Origin of the sequence: Pseudomonas mosselii (genome assembly GCF_019823065.1) — a bacterium.
In the GTDB taxonomy this organism is placed as follows: domain Bacteria; phylum Pseudomonadota; class Gammaproteobacteria; order Pseudomonadales; family Pseudomonadaceae; genus Aquipseudomonas; species Aquipseudomonas mosselii.
Genome location: NZ_CP081966.1, coordinates 2,762,607 through 2,779,023, shown reverse-complemented (window position 1 = coordinate 2,779,023; position 16,417 = coordinate 2,762,607). Strand labels below are relative to the sequence as shown.

General features: G+C 64.3%; 18 protein-coding genes. 13 read left to right on the top strand and 5 right to left on the bottom strand.

All coding sequences use genetic code 11. The features are described from left to right. Window positions 1-196: 196 nt before the first annotated feature. From tpx to K5H97_RS12905, 3 genes are all read right to left on the bottom strand, one after another. Entirely contained in the window at window positions 197-697 is a 501-nt protein-coding gene (tpx, locus tag K5H97_RS12915) for a thiol peroxidase (RefSeq protein WP_028692156.1), read from the bottom strand. A gap of 165 nt (window positions 698-862) precedes the next feature. Beyond that, window positions 863-2,143, bottom strand: coding sequence for a serine/threonine transporter (locus K5H97_RS12910; RefSeq protein WP_028692155.1), 1,281 nt, complete (start codon window positions 2,141-2,143; stop codon window positions 863-865). Between the two features lie 197 nt (window positions 2,144-2,340). Further along, the gene (locus K5H97_RS12905; protein ID WP_028692154.1) at window positions 2,341-3,537 is read right to left on the bottom strand and encodes an amino acid aminotransferase; all 1,197 of its coding nucleotides are present in this window, start codon (window positions 3,535-3,537) and stop codon (window positions 2,341-2,343) included. 237 nt (window positions 3,538-3,774) lie between these two features. On the opposite strand from K5H97_RS12905, the gene K5H97_RS12900 reads away from it, so the two are divergent. From K5H97_RS12900 to K5H97_RS12890, 3 genes are read left to right on the top strand one after another with little or no spacing between them, the layout of a single operon-like run. Beyond that, window positions 3,775-4,272, top strand: a complete 498-nt coding sequence (locus K5H97_RS12900; protein ID WP_028692153.1) for a hypothetical protein — start codon at window positions 3,775-3,777, stop codon at window positions 4,270-4,272. A gap of 15 nt (window positions 4,273-4,287) precedes the next feature. After that, a complete protein-coding gene (locus K5H97_RS12895) occupies window positions 4,288-4,533 on the top strand; it encodes a hypothetical protein (protein ID WP_028692152.1) in 246 nt (81 codons plus the stop codon). Window positions 4,534-4,544: 11 nt separating this feature from the next. Further along, window positions 4,545-4,910: a hypothetical protein gene (locus tag K5H97_RS12890; protein ID WP_155952717.1), complete on the top strand. Its 366-nt coding sequence runs from the start codon at window positions 4,545-4,547 to the stop codon at window positions 4,908-4,910. Here K5H97_RS12890 and K5H97_RS12885 read toward each other — a convergent pair. After that, window positions 4,826-5,851, bottom strand: a complete 1,026-nt coding sequence (locus tag K5H97_RS12885) for an Ldh family oxidoreductase (protein WP_028692151.1) — start codon at window positions 5,849-5,851, stop codon at window positions 4,826-4,828. The two genes, K5H97_RS12890 and K5H97_RS12885, sit on opposite strands and share 85 nt — an antisense overlap. Before the next feature lie 143 nt (window positions 5,852-5,994). On the opposite strand from K5H97_RS12885, the gene K5H97_RS12880 reads away from it, so the two are divergent. The 7 genes from K5H97_RS12880 to K5H97_RS12850 all read left to right on the top strand — a co-directional run bounded on the left by K5H97_RS12880 (window position 5,995) and on the right by K5H97_RS12850 (window position 13,377). Continuing rightward, complete coding sequence (locus K5H97_RS12880) at window positions 5,995-6,867, top strand: MurR/RpiR family transcriptional regulator (RefSeq protein ID WP_028692150.1); 873 nt, start codon at window positions 5,995-5,997, stop codon at window positions 6,865-6,867. A gap of 26 nt (window positions 6,868-6,893) precedes the next feature. Then, entirely contained in the window at window positions 6,894-7,646 is a 753-nt protein-coding gene (locus K5H97_RS12875) for a transporter substrate-binding domain-containing protein (RefSeq protein ID WP_028692149.1), read from the top strand. A gap of 116 nt (window positions 7,647-7,762) precedes the next feature. Then, a complete protein-coding gene (locus tag K5H97_RS12870; RefSeq protein ID WP_028692148.1) occupies window positions 7,763-8,482 on the top strand; it encodes an ABC transporter permease in 720 nt (239 codons plus the stop codon). After that, entirely contained in the window at window positions 8,479-9,189 is a 711-nt protein-coding gene (locus K5H97_RS12865; protein WP_028692147.1) for an ABC transporter permease, read from the top strand. Before K5H97_RS12870 ends, K5H97_RS12865 begins: the two co-directional genes overlap by 4 nt. Before the next feature lie 16 nt (window positions 9,190-9,205). Next, window positions 9,206-10,450, top strand: coding sequence for an NAD(P)/FAD-dependent oxidoreductase (locus tag K5H97_RS12860; protein WP_028692146.1), 1,245 nt, complete (start codon window positions 9,206-9,208; stop codon window positions 10,448-10,450). A gap of 23 nt (window positions 10,451-10,473) precedes the next feature. Then, a complete protein-coding gene (locus tag K5H97_RS12855; RefSeq protein ID WP_028692145.1) occupies window positions 10,474-11,256 on the top strand; it encodes an amino acid ABC transporter ATP-binding protein in 783 nt (260 codons plus the stop codon). Between the two features lie 1,311 nt (window positions 11,257-12,567). Next, on the top strand, window positions 12,568-13,377 hold the full coding sequence (locus K5H97_RS12850; protein ID WP_028692143.1) for a gamma-glutamyl-gamma-aminobutyrate hydrolase family protein: 810 nt from the start codon (window positions 12,568-12,570) through the stop codon (window positions 13,375-13,377). A gap of 162 nt (window positions 13,378-13,539) precedes the next feature. On the opposite strand, the gene K5H97_RS12845 is transcribed toward K5H97_RS12850, so the two are convergent. Beyond that, window positions 13,540-14,307 (bottom strand): AraC family transcriptional regulator, encoded by a 768-nt coding sequence (locus tag K5H97_RS12845; RefSeq protein WP_028692142.1) that lies wholly within the window; start codon window positions 14,305-14,307, stop codon window positions 13,540-13,542. A 108-nt stretch (window positions 14,308-14,415) separates the two neighbouring features. On the opposite strand from K5H97_RS12845, the gene K5H97_RS12840 reads away from it, so the two are divergent. The 3 genes from K5H97_RS12840 (at window position 14,416) to K5H97_RS12830 (ending at window position 16,349) form a co-directional block, all read left to right on the top strand. Next, window positions 14,416-15,231 (top strand): sulfite exporter TauE/SafE family protein, encoded by an 816-nt coding sequence (locus tag K5H97_RS12840; RefSeq protein ID WP_028692141.1) that lies wholly within the window; start codon window positions 14,416-14,418, stop codon window positions 15,229-15,231. A 63-nt stretch (window positions 15,232-15,294) separates the two neighbouring features. Continuing rightward, complete coding sequence (locus K5H97_RS12835) at window positions 15,295-15,945, top strand: DUF998 domain-containing protein (protein ID WP_028692140.1); 651 nt, start codon at window positions 15,295-15,297, stop codon at window positions 15,943-15,945. A 74-nt stretch (window positions 15,946-16,019) separates the two neighbouring features. Further along, window positions 16,020-16,349 carry a hypothetical protein gene (locus tag K5H97_RS12830; RefSeq protein ID WP_028692139.1) on the top strand — a complete coding sequence of 110 codons (330 nt, stop codon included), beginning with the start codon at window positions 16,020-16,022 and terminating at the stop codon, window positions 16,347-16,349. Window positions 16,350-16,417: the final 68 nt, after the last annotated feature.

Genomic DNA, 16,417 nt, shown 5'->3' with positions numbered 1-16,417 from the left:
AACGAACCTTGTTCAGAGAAAGACGGCGTGGAGAGCGTGAACGATAAGCACTGGCATCGTTTTAGCAAAGGGGCTTTACCAGTGCTTTACCTTCGGCTGACGTTGGCAAAGGGGTGAACTTTAAATGAAAACGGCCTGGAACTGGGTCCAGGCCGTTACCGGGTGTTACCTGGTTCGCCGGCAAGCCGGCGAACACTTACTTCAAGACAGCCAGCGCCGCCTCGTAGTTCGGCTCGTCGGCGATTTCGCCCACCAGCTCGCTGTGCAGCACCTTGTCGTTTTCATCCAGCACCACCACGGCACGGGCGGCCAGGCCGGCCAGCGGGCCATCAGCGATGGCGACGCCGTAGTTTTCCAGGAACTCGCGGCCACGCAGGGTCGACAGGTTCTTCACGTTCTCCAGGCCTTCGGCGCCGCAGAAGCGCGCCTGGGCGAACGGCAGGTCGGCAGAGATGCACAGCACCACGGTGTTGGCCACGTCATTGGCCTGGGCGTTGAACTTGCGCACCGAGGTGGCGCAGGTCGGGGTGTCGACGCTCGGGAAGATGTTCAGCACCTTGCGCTTGCCGGCGAAGTCGGCCAGCGACTTGTTCGACAGATCGCCAGCGACCAGGGAGAAGGCAGGTGCCGCGGCGCCTTGCTTCGGCAGTTCACCGCTGACCTGAACCGGGTTGCCTTTGAGAGTCACTTGAGCCATGACGGAAATCCTTATACGGGGGGTTGAAAAGGATTCAGAGTTAACCATGAAGGGGCGCAAGTGCCTATGGGTAAAGATGAAATTGCCCTACGATCGGGCAATTCCTGTAGACAAACGCCCGGGTGACTGACGTCGACCCGGGCGTTCTTCCTACGTGACAGGGGCTCAGGCCAGCAGGCCGTACACCACTGAGGTCAGGGCCACCAGGCCGACGACCACCACGAACAGGTTGGACAGCGCGCCGCTGTACTTGTGCATCGATGGCACGCGGCGGATGGCGTACATCGGCATCAGGAACAGCAACACGGCGATGATCGGGCCGCCGAGGGATTCGATCATGCCGAGGATGCTCGGGTTGAGGGTGGCGACGATCCAGCACACCACCAGCATCAGCGCGGCGACGATACGGTCCAGGGCCTTGGCGCTCGGGCGCATGCCGGCCTTGACGATCATGCCCTTGAGGCCCTCGCTGGCACCGATATAGTGGCCCAGGAACGACTTGGCAATGGCAATGAAGGCGATCAAGGGCGCGGCGAAGGCGATGGCCGGCTGCTCGAAGTGGTTGGCCAGGTACGACAGGATCGACAGATTCTGCGCCTTGGCCTCGGCCAACTGGGCGCTGCTCAGGGTCAGCACGCAGCTGAACACGAAGAACAGCACCATCAGCACCATCAGCAGGTGCGCGCGACGCAGGATCTGGCCGCTGCGCTCATCGGCATTCTCGCCGTAGCGGCGCTTCTGGTCGACGGCGAAGGCCGAGATGATCGGCGAATGGTTGAACGAGAACACCATCACCGGGATCGCCAGCCACACGGTGTGCAGGAAGGCCGAGCCCGACGGCACCTGGGCGGCGGTGTCGAGAATGCCGCCGTTCCAGTGCGGCACCAGGTACAGGGCCAGCAGCGCCAGGGCAACGATGAACGGGTAAACCAGCAGGCTCATGACCTTGACCGTGGCCTGCTCGCCGCAGCGCACGATGGCCAAGAGGCCCAGGATCAGCACAAACGACAGGATCGCCCGCGGTGGCGGCGCGATGTGCAGTTGGTGCTCCATGAAGCTGCTGACGGTGTTGGTCAGCGCCACGCTGTAGATCAGCAGGATCGGGAAGATGGCGAAGAAGTACAGGACGGTGATCAGCGCGCCGGCGGTGATGCCGAAATGCTCCTCGACCACCTCGGTGATGTCGCCGCCCTTGCTGCCGGAAAGCACGAAGCGGGTCAACCCGCGGTGGGCGAAATAGGTCATGGGGAAGGCCAGCAAGGCCAGCACCAGCAGCGGCCAGAAACCGCCAAGGCCGGCGTTGATGGGCAGGAACAGGGTTCCGGCGCCGATGGCCGTGCCGAAGAGGCCCAGCATCCAGGTGGTGTCTTGACGCGACCAGCTGCCGAGGGTGGCGGGGGTCGATTCTACAAAGCGTTGTTCAACGCTTGGGGCCTGCTCATTCATTCCGGGTGAAGCTCCACTCGCAAGACTGCAACAGGCTGAGAATGGCGAAATAGACGATTCGCCCAACTCAACCGGGGAAGAGGGGCGCGATTGTGCATGCAAAGGTTGCACTTGGGGAAGCCCCGCCCGAGGGACGGTTGCACTTGTCTTTACAAGCGGGTTGTGCTGGAGGGGGCTGCTTGGCAGCCCCTGGCAGATTACCGCTGCACGGCGGCAAACGCCTCGGCCACCTGGCGCAGGTTGGCCGGACGCAGGCCGGACATGCATACCCGGCCGCTGTCGATCAGGTAAACACCGAACTCGTCACGCAGCCGACGCACTTGCTCCACGCTGAAGCCGGTGTAGCTGAACATGCCGCGCTGGCGCAGGAAGAACTGGAAGTCCTGGCCCGGCAGCAGCTCGCCGAGCAAGTCGACCAAACCTTGGCGCATGTCGAGGATACGCTTGCGCATCACCTCCACTTCCGCTGCCCACTGAGCGTTCAGCGCGGTATCGCCAAGCACCCCGGCCACCAGCTGGGCGCCGAACGCGGGCGGGCTGGAGTAGTTGCGGCGCACGGTGGCCTTGAGCTGGCCGAGCACACTGGAGGCGGTGGCGGCATCGTCGCAGACCACCGACAGCCCCCCTACCCGCTCGCCGTACAGCGAGAAGATCTTCGAGAACGAGTTGCTGACCAGGCACGGCACGCCGGCACGGGCCATCTCACGGATGGCGTAGGCGTCTTCCACCAGGCCTTCACCGAAGCCCTGGTAGGCGATGTCGAGGAACGGAATCAGCTGGCGCGCCTTGACCACTTCGACCACCTGCTGCCACTGCGGCTGGTTTAGGTCGACGCCGGTGGGGTTGTGGCAGCACGGGTGCAGCAGGACGATGCTGTTCGCCGGCAGGGTCTGCAGGGTCGCCAGCATACCGGCGAAATCGACGCCACGGCTGGCGCTGTCGAAGTACGGGTAGCTGTGCACCTTGAAGCCCGCGCCTTCGAAGATCGCCCGGTGGTTGTCCCAGGTCGGGTTGCTCACCCACACCTCGGAGCCCGGGAAGTAGCGCTTGAGGAAGTCGGCACCGACTTTCAGCGCGCCCGAGCCGCCGACGGTCTGCACGGTGGCCACGCGGCCATCGCTCACGGCCGGGTGATCTGCGCCGAACAGCAGCGCCTGGATCGCCTGGCGGTAGGCAGCCAGGCCTTCCATCGGCAGGTACAGCGAGGCTTCGTGGGGCTGGCCGGCCAGGCGCTTCTCCACCTCGCCCACCGCCGCCAGCTGCGGCACCACGCCAGCTTCGTCGTAGTACAGGCCGATACTCAGGTTGACCTTGTCGGCGCGCGGGTCGGCCTTGAAGGTTTCCATCAACGAGAGGATCGGGTCGCCGGCATAGGCATCGACATGTTTGAACACAGCGTGCAGCTCCTTGGAAATCAGGACAGTTCAGGGAAGGCTCCAGCGAGGATACCCGCAGTGGGGCGTGAGGAACATCACCGATGTGCAAGGAGTCGATGCAGGGGTGCAAGAGCGAGCGTTACGACGCAAAGACATTTCCCACATCAATTCCGGAAACGGATGAATGGGCACCCTCTGCATCGGCCTGCCATTGTCCCGCTCACACGAATTACATGTATAAAAAAAGAGGGATTGATGCAGCCGGACAGGACGTACCAAGTCATTGCCCATCATGGAATTACCTTCGATATCAGCGAGTTCACCGTCCAGCCAGGTGAGCACTGCCAATTGCGCAAGTTGGCCTTACCCTTCGTGCACAAAGGGCATTACCAAATCGTGGAGGCCGTGGCCCAACTCTATGACCGCATGCTCGCAGGCAATCTGCCATGCCAGATGAAAGTTGCAGTATCACGCCCACTCACACGTCAGCAGGGGGACGTGCTGAATGATCAACGGAGCGATGTGTTCACCCTGGTCGGAGCAGCAGTGGGTAAAGCGGCAGGAACTACCGTTGTCGGAATCGCGGGTACGATGGCCGCTGGATTAGTGGCCTCCGCTGCAGGATTTGCAGCCTCGAGGCTGGCAAAGGGAGCAATACCAACATTTCATGCCGGCGATGTTTTGGTATCGCTTCAAGCCCAGGTCAACGGGGGAATTGGCCCTCAACGTAGCGCGCTGCTGCTGATTCTCTGAGGACGGGTATACACAATGTCCTATATCTACCTGACTCTGTTTACTGCACTGACAGGCTGGTTCCTCGACTGGATCTGCAAGCCGATTCTGGTGCGCAGATGGCTCTACCTGGTTTTCCAGATCACAGGCATCACCGCTTGCACCCAACTCGGTGCCCAGGAGGTTCTTTACTGGGATGGAGGGGCATGGGGCCTGTTCTTTTCACTCGCCGGATTTCCTCTGCTGTTCGAACGCTCGAGCTGGTATGAGCGAAACCGATAGAGGAGGCATTCATGACCATGCTTTACCTGCTGATCTATCTGCCGGTCGCAACCCTTCTGTTCGACTGGCTTTGCAGGTCAGTACTGCTTCGCAGAATCCTGTGCATCGTCTTCATGGTGGCGGGCATCAGCACTTGTTCACTGCTGGGGCAACGCGAGTTCATGAATCTCGATGGTGGGCAATGGGCTCTATTCTTCGTCGTGCTCGGCACGACCCTGCTGTTTGATCGCTCGCACTTGATCGTGGTCGGGATTGGGGAGCTGCGCCCCGTCCCGATCCGGATGGGGCCAATTCAGCCCGCCAACCCCCGCAACTCCCCCCACTCCCGCTCACTCAACGCCACCCCTTCCCGCCCGGCCACTTCACGCTCGCGATAACGCCGCTCGCCCGGCATCCGCGTCAACCCGGCTGCCTGCATCTGCTCCACCAGTTCGCGGCTGCGCAGCGCAAAGCGCTCGCCCTCGGCCTTGCTCGGGTCGATCACGATGATCAACTGCCCGGTCCAGGGGGTCTTGGCTCCAGGGTGGCCCGACCAATCGAACTCCCAGGAGAAATTGCCGCCCGTCAGCGCCGCCGCCAGCAGCTCGACCATCATCGACAGCGCCGAGCCCTTGTGCCCGCCGAACGGCAGCAAGGCGCCGCCCTCGAGAATCGCCTTGGGGTCGGTACTCGGCTGGCCCTCGGCATCCACGCCCATGCCTGGCGGCAGTCGCTCGCCCGCCCGCGCGGCGATCTGCACATCACCATGGGCCATGGCGCTGGTGGCCATGTCGAAGACGATCGGATCATGCCCGGCGCAAGGCGCGGCAAAAGCAATGGGGTTGGTGCCGAACAGCGGCTTGCGCGCACCGTGTGGCACCACGCAGGTCATGCTGTTGACCACGCTCAGGGCCACCAGGCCTTCGTCGGCGAACGGCTCGACATCCGGCCACAGCGCGGCGAAATGGTGCGAGTTGTGGATCGCCAGCACCGCGATGCCGGCCGTGCGGGCCTTCTCCACCAGCAGCGGGCGGGCCGCGGCCAACGCCGGCTGGGCAAAGCCACCCTTGGCATCGACACGCAAATAGGCCGGCGCAAGGTCAGTCACCTGAGGCTCGGCGCGACCATCGACCCAACCGCTGGCCAGGGTCGAGACATAACCGGGAATACGGAACACCCCATGGCTGTGGGCACCATCACGCTGGGCACTGGCGCAGTTGTGGGCAAGCACGGCGGCCACCGCCGCGCTGCAGCAATGTCGCTCGAAGATCGACTGCAGCAACGCCCGCAGTTCGTTAAAAGGCACGCGCACGACAGGGCCGGTGGAAGGTGAAGACATCTGGAGCTCCTTTCTTGGATTTGGATTCGCTACAGCGCAACTGCACAGACTTTCCCGCCAATGACAGCTATCTGTCAAATATTGACTTGACGACAGAAAACAGCCATTTTGGCTTCCACGCCAGAAATCAACCGGAACCGACCATGAGCCAATCGATCAAGCAACGCCTGGAAAGCAGCCTGCACACCGCTGCCGCCTCGGGCCGCCAGATCGCCAGCTACATGCTCGCCAACCTCCACGAACTGCCGTTCCAGACCTCGGCCAGCATCGCCGCCAAGCTGGGCGTGAGCGAGTCGAGCGTTGGCCGCTTCTGCCGCTCGCTGGGCTACGCGCACCTCAAGGCACTCAAACAAGACCTGCAGAACGACTTGGGCGACGGCCCCTGGCTGGTGGGCGACCGCCTGCAGGCGTTCCGCCAGCAACCCGAGGACGACCAGCGCTCGGGCAGCCTGGAGCTGGAAATGGCCGCGCTGGTACGCGTGCACGAATACAGCCGCGGCGAAGCCTGGCAGCAGGTGGCCCGGCGCCTAGCGGAAAAACCGCGGGTGTTCGTCGCCGGCTTTCAGACCGAGCGCGGCGTGGCCATGTGCATGAGCCATCTGCTGCAATACCTGCGCGACGGCGTGCAACTGGTCGACGGCAGTGCCGGGCACTTCGCCGAGGTGCTGCTGGGGCGCCCCCAGGACTGCGCGCTGGTGGTGTTCGAGGCCCGGCGCTATTCCCGCCATGCCCTGCAGCTGTGCCACAAGGCCCGCGAGCTGGGCATCCCGGTGACCCTGGTCACCGACACCTTCTGTGAATGGGCCGATGCCAACGCCGACGAGGTGTTCCGCATCCCCACCGAATTCAACCTGTTCTGGGAATCCACCGCGACCATGCTGTCGTGGGTGCACCTGATGGTCAACGAGGTCTGCAAGAAGCTCGGGCCGGATGTTGAAAGACGCTTGGAAGCAACTGCCGCTCTACATAACGAGTTCGTCGGCTACACCTCGTGGCCGGCGGGCAAACAACAATAGCAAGAGTGCAACTACCGAGGTGCGAGATGAAAGGAACCATGGCTGTGGTGGGTGCGTGCGCCCTGCTGCTGGCGGCCGGCGCCAGTGCCGAGACCCTGCGTTTTGCCACTGAAGGCGCTTACCCGCCGTTCAACTACGTCGATGCCGACAACCAGCTGCACGGCTTCGACATCGACATCACCCATGCCCTGTGCGAGCAGATGAAAGTCGAGTGCACCCTGGTGGCCCAGGACTGGGAAGGCATCATCCCGGCGCTGATGGCGCGCAAGTACGACGCCGTGGTGGCCTCGATGATCGACACCGAGGAACGGCGCCGCAAGATCGCCTTCACCGACCGCTACTACCGCACCCCGCTGACCGTGGCGGTCGCCAAGGACAGCAAGATCAGCGACGCGCAGACCGACTTCAAGGGCTACACGGTCGGCGCCCAGTCCGCCTCGACCCAGGCGATCTACGCCGAGGACGTGTACGGCAAGGCCGGCGCGGACGTGAAACTGTACCCGACCCTGGACGAGGCCAACGCCGACCTTGCCGCCGGACGCCTGGACGGGGTGATCGCCGACAAGTTCCCGCTGCACGAATGGCTGAACAAGAATGGCAAGGACTGCTGCAAGATCCTCGGCGACGTCGACGGCACCAAGGCCGACGCGGCGATTGCCGTGCGCAAGGATGACGAGGCCCTGCGCGTGCGGCTGAACGAAGCGCTGGCAGCGATCGTGGCCAATGGCACCTACCAGAAGATCGCGAGCAAGTATTTCGCCTTCGATATCTATAACTGATACGAATCCTGGGGCTGCCCGCAGCCCTTTCGCGACACGAGGCCGCCATCCCCCTGGAAGCGGCCTTGCATCGCGATCAGGGCGCTATGCGACCCGCCGACCTCGAGGATGCATCCATGCTCGATCAACTCTCCCTGCTCTCCTTCGCCAGCGGTGGCTGGGGCCAGGCGCTGCTGGCCGGCGCGCTGGTGACCGTATCGCTGGCCCTGGCCTGCCTGCCCATCGGCCTGCCGCTGGGCCTGCTGGTAGCACTGGCCGCGCGCTCGCGCAAACGCCTGCCGCGGGCCTGGGCCACCACCTTTTCCACTGTGTTCCGCGGCCTGCCGGAACTGCTCACCCTGCTGATCATCTACTACGGCTGCCAGATCGCCGCGCAGAAGATCCTCGCTGCGATGGGCTACCAGGGCGAGGTGCTGATCAACACCTTCCTCGCCGCCATGGTTGCCTTCAGCCTGGTGTTCGCCGCGTTCTCCAGTGAAATCTGGCTGATGGCCTTCAAGACCCTGCCCAAGGGCCAACTGGAGGCCTGCGCGGCCCTGGGCCTGGGCAAGCGCACCGGATTCTTCAAGGTGGTGCTGCCGCAACTGACCCGCATCGCCCTGCCGGGCCTGTCGAACAACTGGTTGAGCCTGCTCAAGGACACCTCGCTGGTCTCGACCATCTCGCTGATCGACCTGATGCGCCAGACCAACCTGGCGGTCAGCGTGACCAAGGAACCGATGCTGTTCTACGGCGTCGCCTGCCTGGTCTACCTGCTGTTCTCGGCGCTGTCGGGCAGGGTCTTCGCCCTGCTGGAGCGGCGCAGCAACCGCCATCTGCAAGGAGCCCGCCCATGAGCCCGGAGCAACTGCTGGCCTACGTGCTCGATCCCGACCTGCTGGAGCGCTACGGCGCGCGCTTCGTCGATGGCCTGCTGGTCACCGCCAAGCTGGTGGCGATCTCGTTCACCCTCGGCGCGCTGCTGGGCATGCTCCTGGCCCTGGCGCGGATGTCGCAGCACCTCGTGCTGCAACGCTTGGCCGCCGGCTATGTGTACTTCTTCCGCGGCTCGCCACTGCTGGCCCAGCTGTTCCTGCTGTACTACGGCCTGGGCTCGCTCAAGGGCTTCTGGCAGGACCTGGGGCTGTGGTGGTTCTTCCGCGAGGCTTGGTACTGCGCACTGCTCGCCTTCACCCTCAACACCGCCGCCTACCAGGCCGAAATCTTCCGCGCCAGCCTGATGGCCGTCGCGCCAGGCCAGTACGAGGCCGCCAAGGCCCTGAACCTCAAGCGCTCGACCACCTTCTTCAAGGTGGTGCTGCCGCAGTCGCTGCTGGTGGCCATCGGCCCATTGGGCAATGAGCTGATCATGATGATCAAGGCCAGCGCCATCGCCTCGCTGGTGACGATCTACGACCTGATGGGGGTGACCAAGCTGGCCTTCTCGCGCAGCTTCGACTTCCAGATCTACCTGTGGGCGGCGGTGCTCTACCTGCTGATCGTCGAGGTGGTCCGGCGCACCCTGAAACACCTGGAGGCCCGCCTGGGCCGCCACCTGAACTGATTGAAGGAATCCTTCCATGCATTGCCAGACCATCGTCCTGGGCGCCGGCATCGTCGGCGTCAGCACCGCCCTGCACCTGCAGGCCCGCGGACGCCAGGTGCTCCTCGTCGACCGTGACGAACCGGGCAGCGGCACCAGCCATGGCAACGCCGGGCTGATCGAGCGCTCCAGCGTGATCCCCTACGCCTTCCCGCGCCAGTGGAGTGCCTTGCTGCGCTACGGCCTGAACCGCCAGCCCGATGTGCGCTACAGCCTGACCCACCTGCCCAAGGTCGCGCCCTGGCTGCTCAGCTACTGGCGCCAGTCCGCGCCTGGGCAACTGGCCAAGGCCGCCGCCGACATGCTGCCGCTGGTGCAACGCAGCGTCGAGGAACACGATGCGCTGATCGAGGCCGCCGGCCTGCAAGGACTGGTACAGGCCAAGGGCTGGATCGAGGTGTACCGTGATGCCGCGCTGTTCGAACAGGCCAAAGGCGATCTGAAGGGGTTGGCCCGTTACGGCCTGCAGTACGAGATCCTCGAACGCGAACAACTGCAGGCCCGCGAGCAGCAGCTGGACGGTGGCGTGATCGGCGGCATCCACTGGCTCGACCCGAAGACGGTGAGCAACCCGGGAGGCCTGACCCGTGGCTACGCCGCGCTGTTCGTCCAGCGCGGCGGGCAGTTCCTCCATGGCGACGCGCGCAGCCTGCGCCAGGTCGAGAACGGCTGGCAGTTGGACACGCGTCGCGGCAGCGTGACCGCCGACGACGTGGTGGCCTGTCTCGGCCCGCAGTCGGCCGACCTCTACCAGCGGCTGGGCTACCGCTTTCCACTTGGCATCAAGCGCGGCTACCACATGCATTACGCCACCCGCGACGGCGCCGAGCTGGGTCATTCGATCTGCGACACCCAGGGCGGTTACGTCCTGGCGCCGATGGCCCGTGGCGTGCGCCTGACCACCGGCATCGAATTCGCGGCGAGCGACGCCGCCGCCAACGAGATCCAGCTACGCCGCTGCGAGGCCCTGGCACGCCAGCTGTTCCCGGCCCTGGGTGAGCGCCTGGACGACAAGCCCTGGCTGGGCCGCCGCCCCTGCCTGCCGGACATGCGCCCGGTGATCGGCCCGGCGCCCCTGCACAAGCACCTGTGGTTCAACTTCGGCCATGCCCACCACGGCCTGACCCTGGGGCCGGTCAGCGGCCGCCTGCTGGCGGAACTGATGACCGGCGAACGCCCCTTCACCGACCCTGCGCCCTACAGCGCCGCACGTTTCGACTGAACCTTGAGCGGGAGAACAACAAGATGACCGCCCCCCTGAGCCTTGCCAGCCTGCACCCTGCCCCCGATCCGCGCCCGGAGCTGATCCGCATCGAGGGCCTGAACAAGCACTACGGCGCCTTCCATGTGCTGCATGACATCGACCTGTCGGTGCGCGAGGGCGAACGCATCGTGCTCTGCGGCCCGTCGGGCTCGGGCAAGTCGACGCTGATCCGCTGCATCAATCGCCTGGAGATCGCCCAGCAGGGCAGCATCCGCGTGGCCGGCACCGATCTGGCGAGCAAAGGCCGCCAGGCCGACCAGGTGCGCAGCGAGATCGGCATGGTGTTCCAGCACTTCAACCTGTTCCCGCACATGAGCGTGCTCGACAACTGCCTGCTGGCGCCGATGAGCGTGCGTGGCCTGTCGCGCCGGGAGGCCGAGGAGCGGGCGCGGCTGTACTTGAGCAAGGTCGGCATCGAGAGTCAGGCGCACAAGTACCCCAGCCAGCTGTCCGGCGGCCAGCAGCAGCGGGTGGCGATCGCCCGGGCGCTGTGCATGAAGCCGAGGATCATGCTGTTCGACGAGCCGACCTCGGCGCTCGACCCGGAGATGGTGGCCGAGGTACTGGATGTGCTGGTGCAATTGGCCGGCACCGGCATGACCATGCTCTGCGTCACCCACGAAATGGGTTTCGCCCGGCAAGTGGCTGAACGGGTGTTGTTCCTCGAGGGCGGGAAGATTATCGAGGACAGCCCGCCGGAGGTGTTCTTCGGGCAGCCCAGAACGGCGCGGGCACAGGCGTTCTTGAAGCAGATCCTGCATTAACGGTTCATGGTTCTGGGCGCAATAAGCGCCACCCTGTCCGCACCCTCTTGCAAGACTGCGTCGCCGTTCATGCTGATGCAGATCTTGATCTTGATTTTGGTATCCGCATGTTCAACCTCACTGGCAGCTGGCGGCAGCTGCGCCAGCCCAGGCGCCGCCCGTACCTTCGCGACTTCAGGAGGCCGAACGCAGGCCTTGCGAAGGGAGGTGACGGGCATGGATGCCCGTCAAGCGCTGGGGCCCAGGATGGGCCCTGCAGCGCGGTCCTCCCGGGAGCAAGGCCGGAGTGAGGGGACCCGGAGCGAAGCGTAGGGCCGGATGAATGGAGCGCAGCGTTTTTTGGTTACTTTTGTCCGGCCGGCGCTCCGGGCGTTTGACAAAAAGTGACTTGACGTAAGGGCGAAAAGGTGACTATGCGTCATTATAGAAAATGAATGCGCTTACACCTGTTAAAACCCACGCCGATCGCATTTGACTTTGACTTTGACTTTGACCTTGACTATTAAATAGTCTGTTTTGAAATCTATATGCGCATTCATTTGCTATGGTGACGCATAGTCACCTTTTCGCCCTTACGGCGAGTTCCTTTTTGTCGTGGCAAAAAGGAACCAAAAACCGTTCGCTCCATTCATCCGGCCCCTACGCTTCGCTCCGGGGTCCCCTCGCTCCGTTCTTGCTCCCGGGAGGACCGCGCTGAACGCCCCATCCTGGGGCGCAGCGCTTGACGGGCATCCATGCCCGTCACCTCCCTCCGCAAGAACTCCGCTCGGCCTCCTGAAGTCGCAATTGGCGGCGCCTGAACTATCGCGCACTTAGAAGCAAGATCAAGATCAAGATCAAGATCAAGAAATTTATTGATCAACAATAAACGCTATGGAAACTAACCATCACAACCCGCACCTAAGAAGACCACTGTGAGTCTGCATCCTTCGCAAAAAACAGTTCACCCCACTGGAAATACATAGAGTTCGAGGTAAATGCGGCCACAAGGCCAAGCCCCCCGACGCCCCTGCCAATGACGATCATTGCACCGACGCAAAGACCCAACTGCGTCGTTAAATATTATTGACCAACACCCCCGCCAAACCCTTGTCACCAAAGGCCCCGGCGGCCCCAATCCCCCGTAAAACGGCGCCTGGACAACTCGCCACTCGTTTGACATATCGAACGGCTCTGGCAAGCTATGAGTCAGGCCCCGACCGACATCGCCTGCGAGGCGAGCCGGCAGTGCTCGGGGCTCCAGGCAGCACTCAAGGCCCCGGCCGTGCGCCTGCACAACAACGACAGGCATGACCTGTCTCAAGGTGACATATGTCCAACAGCAACATTGGCAACAAGCAACCCTCCCTGCGCAAACCCGTCGTCCTGATGACCATGGGCAGCCAAGAGCGCAAAGGCCATGACTATCAAGTCATGACCCACAAATACATCACCCCGCTGGTCGAGTTCGCCGGTTGCGTCCCGGTCCTGGTGCCCACCTGCTGCGGCGTCGAAGACCTCGAGACCTACCTGGACATGGCCGACGGCGTCTACCTGACCGGTGCCGGCAGCAACATCGACCCGACCCTCTACGGCCAGGAAAACCAGACCCCCGGCAAGGGCCAGGACAAGGACCGCGACCTGTTCGACATGCCGCTGGTCAAGGCGGCGATCAAGCGCGGCCTGCCGATCTTCGGCATCTGCCGCGGCATGCAGGAAATCAACGTGGCCCTGGGCGGCGACATCTACCAGAAGGTCTATGCCGAACCCGGCTTCAACGACCACCGGGAAAACCCGGATGATCCGGTCGACGTCCAGTACGCCCCGGTGCACAGCGTGAAGATCAAGCCAGGCAGCTGGCTGCGCGAGACCCTCGGCACTGACGAGATCCGCGTCAACTCGCTGCACGGGCAGGGCCTGCGCAACCTGGGTGCCGGCATCGAGCCGATCGCCCATGCCGAAGACGGCCTGGTCGAGGCGATCCACGCCCCGAGCCTCTCGCCCTTCCTGTTCGCGGTGCAGTGGCACCCGGAGTGGCAGGCGGCGAAGAACCCCGACTCGATCAAGATGTTCCAGGCCTTCGGCGACGCCTGCCGCGCCCAGGTCCGCAAGTCCCAGGTCAAGCACCACCAGGCTGCCTGACCCACCGAAGCTTCGTTAGCTTTGATCGCGGGGCGGTGCAATACCGCCCCCGTTTCCCCGGTCACCCTCTGCTGGTCCCAGAACACCTCCCGTGGAAGCGGGCGGCGGGCTTGTGCCTGTCTCCGCGATCTTTTTTTCCTTCCCGCTAGTCATACGAGGTTTTCATAGGCCCTGGCGTGCCGTCGACGGCGGCTGGCCCATGACTCGCCGGTACAAGCTGGAAAACGCGCTGGGGCTTTCATAGCCCAGATCCAAGGCGATGGTGGTCACCGCCTCGCCGGTGGCAAGCCGCGTCACCGCAGCCATCAGACAGGCCTGCTGGCGCCACCGGCCAAACGACAGCCCGGTCTGCTCGCGAAAACGCCGGCTGAAGGTACGCGGGCTCCAGTTGAGTTGCGCTGCCCAGGTTTCGCCACGGGTGTGGACCGACGGCTGCGCCAGGAATGCCTGGCACAGGGCCGCCAGGCGCGGCTCAGCTGGCAGCGGCGCGAATAGCGGCAGCGGTTCGGCCTGGCCCAGCTCATGCAGAACCAGACGCAGCAGCAGGCCATCGCGTCCCGCCTCGTCATGCAGCGCCGGCACCTCGGCGCTGGCCAGCAACAGCTGGTGCAGCAGCGGCCCGACCCGCAGTGCCTCACACACGCTGCTCGGCCTGGGCAGCACGGTCGGCTCGATGTACAGGCTGCGGGTACTCACCCCGCGCATGCGCACCTGGTGCGGCTTGCCGGGCGGAATCCACACCCCGCTGCCAGGCGGGATGACCCAGGCGCCGTCATCGGTCAGCACCTCCATCAGTCCGCTCATGCCATACAGGAACTGCGCCCGGCGATGGACATGCCTGGGCAGCAAGGTGTCGGGCGGATAGTCGGTGGCAATGGCCAGCACTGCACGGGGGATGGCATCGACCTGGGACAGGGGAACATTGCGCATGAAAGGAGGCTCTGGCCGAAACACGACGATTATTGGCCAGGTTGCGCAAGCCAGCCAAGTGGCTGATCCCTACCCTGACCGCCTCACTCCTGTTCCGAGGCCCACCCCATGCTCTATCCCCTGCTTGGCCTGTTCGGCCTGTGCGCCGGCGTCACCACCTTGCTGTTCGGCTTCGGCGGTGGCTTCTTCGCCGTGCCACTGTTCTATGCCCTGTTGCTGGCCAGCCATGGCGCGGGAACGGCCGTGGCCCAGCACGCCATGCAGATCGCCGTGGCCACCTCGGCCACGGTGATGATCTTCAGCAGTGCCCTGGCCACCTGGCGCCACCACCGCGCGGGCAGCCTGCACTGGGACCTGGTGCGGCCACTGGCGCCGGCCATCGCCCTGGGCGCGCTGCTCGGGGCCTGGGTGGCGCTGTACGTGACCAGCGCCTGGTTGCGCTGGCTGTTCATTACCTACCTGGCGCTGAGCTTGCTGGACGCCTGGCTGCGTCCAGGCTTCGTACACGCTGGCGAACATCACCTGGCGCCACTGGGCAGGGCCGGCGCCACCCTGGTCGGCGTGCCCATAGGCGCACTGGCGGCGTTGCTCGGGGTGGGCGGCAGCGTGATGACCGTACCGTTGATGCGCCGTCGCGGCGCCAGCATGCGCACCGCCACGGCCATGGCCAACCCGCTGTCACTGCCCATGTCCCTGGCGGCCACGCTGGTGTATGCGCTGCTGCCGGCCGGCCAGCCCGACCTGGGCCCGGGCCTGCTGGGTCTCATCGACCTGCGCGCGGCCCTGGTGATGACCGTCGGCGCCTGGCTCGGCATGCACCTGGCCGCGCCCCTGCTCGGGCGCATCTCCGACAGCGTGCACGCCCGCACCTACCTGGCGCTGCTGGCCTGCGTGCTGCTGGTGATGCTGGTCAACGGCCGCTAAGACTGGCGAATGGCCATGGCGACGCGGTAGGCTGCGCCCAGCATTCACCAAGGAAGGCACTGTATGAAGACGTTCGATCGCCTGCTGCTCGCCAGCGGCTTGCTCATCCCCCTCTGGCTGTTGCTGGGCGTTACCCTGACGGCCCTGGCCTACCCCGGCTACGACCACCTGCAGCAAGCCATGAGCCAGCTCGGCGCGGTCGGCGCCCCCACCCACGGGCTGTCGCCGTGGGTCAACAATTTCCCGCTGGCCCTGTTGTTCACACTGTTTGCCTGGGGCCTGGCGCGGCGCTGGCGGCACTCGAAACTGGCGCGGCTGAGCGCCCTTCTGGTGCTGTTGCATGGCCTGGGCAGCCTGGTGACCGGCGGATTTGCCTGTGACCAGGGCTGCGCGCCGCTGCAGCCATCGGTCTCGCAACAGATGCATAACCTCGGCGGCCTGCTGATGTTCTTCTCGCTGACCCTCGCCAGCATGCTGTGGATCGGCCTGGGCACGCGTCTGGCCCGATCCCCGGGGCTGGCCTGGGGGTCGCTGCTGAGCGCGCTGCTGGCGGTGCTCACTGTCGTATTGATGGCCAAGTCTGTGCACAGCGGTGAATTGTTCGGTCTCTACCAGCGCCTGAACTACGGCGTCGGCGTGCTGTGGATCGCGGCCCTGGCCCTCCAGTCGCTGCGCACGCGCCAGCACGACGGCCTGCAAATGGCCATCGCCTGACGGCAAACTGCTGGCCCCCAGGCGTCGCGAGCGTAGGCAAACTTTGTTTTCCTTCAGATGCTTAGGACAGCAACATGCGAGTGATTCTAGCAACCGTGGCCGGCTGCCTGCTGGCCACCGCCGCCTTCGGCGCCCAGGCCCGGGCATTGAGCCCGAACGATCGCCAGGTGTGCGGCTGGGGTGCGCAGATCGCCGCCGAGGCGCAGCAGGCCAAGCTATCCGGGGTCACCCTTTACGCCACGCGCAAGAAGCTGCAGGTGCGCAAATTTGCCAAGCCATGGATGCGCATGACGGCGTTCGGCATTACCGAGCAGACCTATAACAGCCGGTCGCGGCTCAAGCCCACGGCAATCAAGCAGACGTACTACGAGCAGTGCGTGCAGCATGCTGTAGCAAAAAGATAAATACTTATAGATCAATTGCTTACATCGATTAACTAAACCAGTTTGCGAGACTTAGTTAATGTCATTTC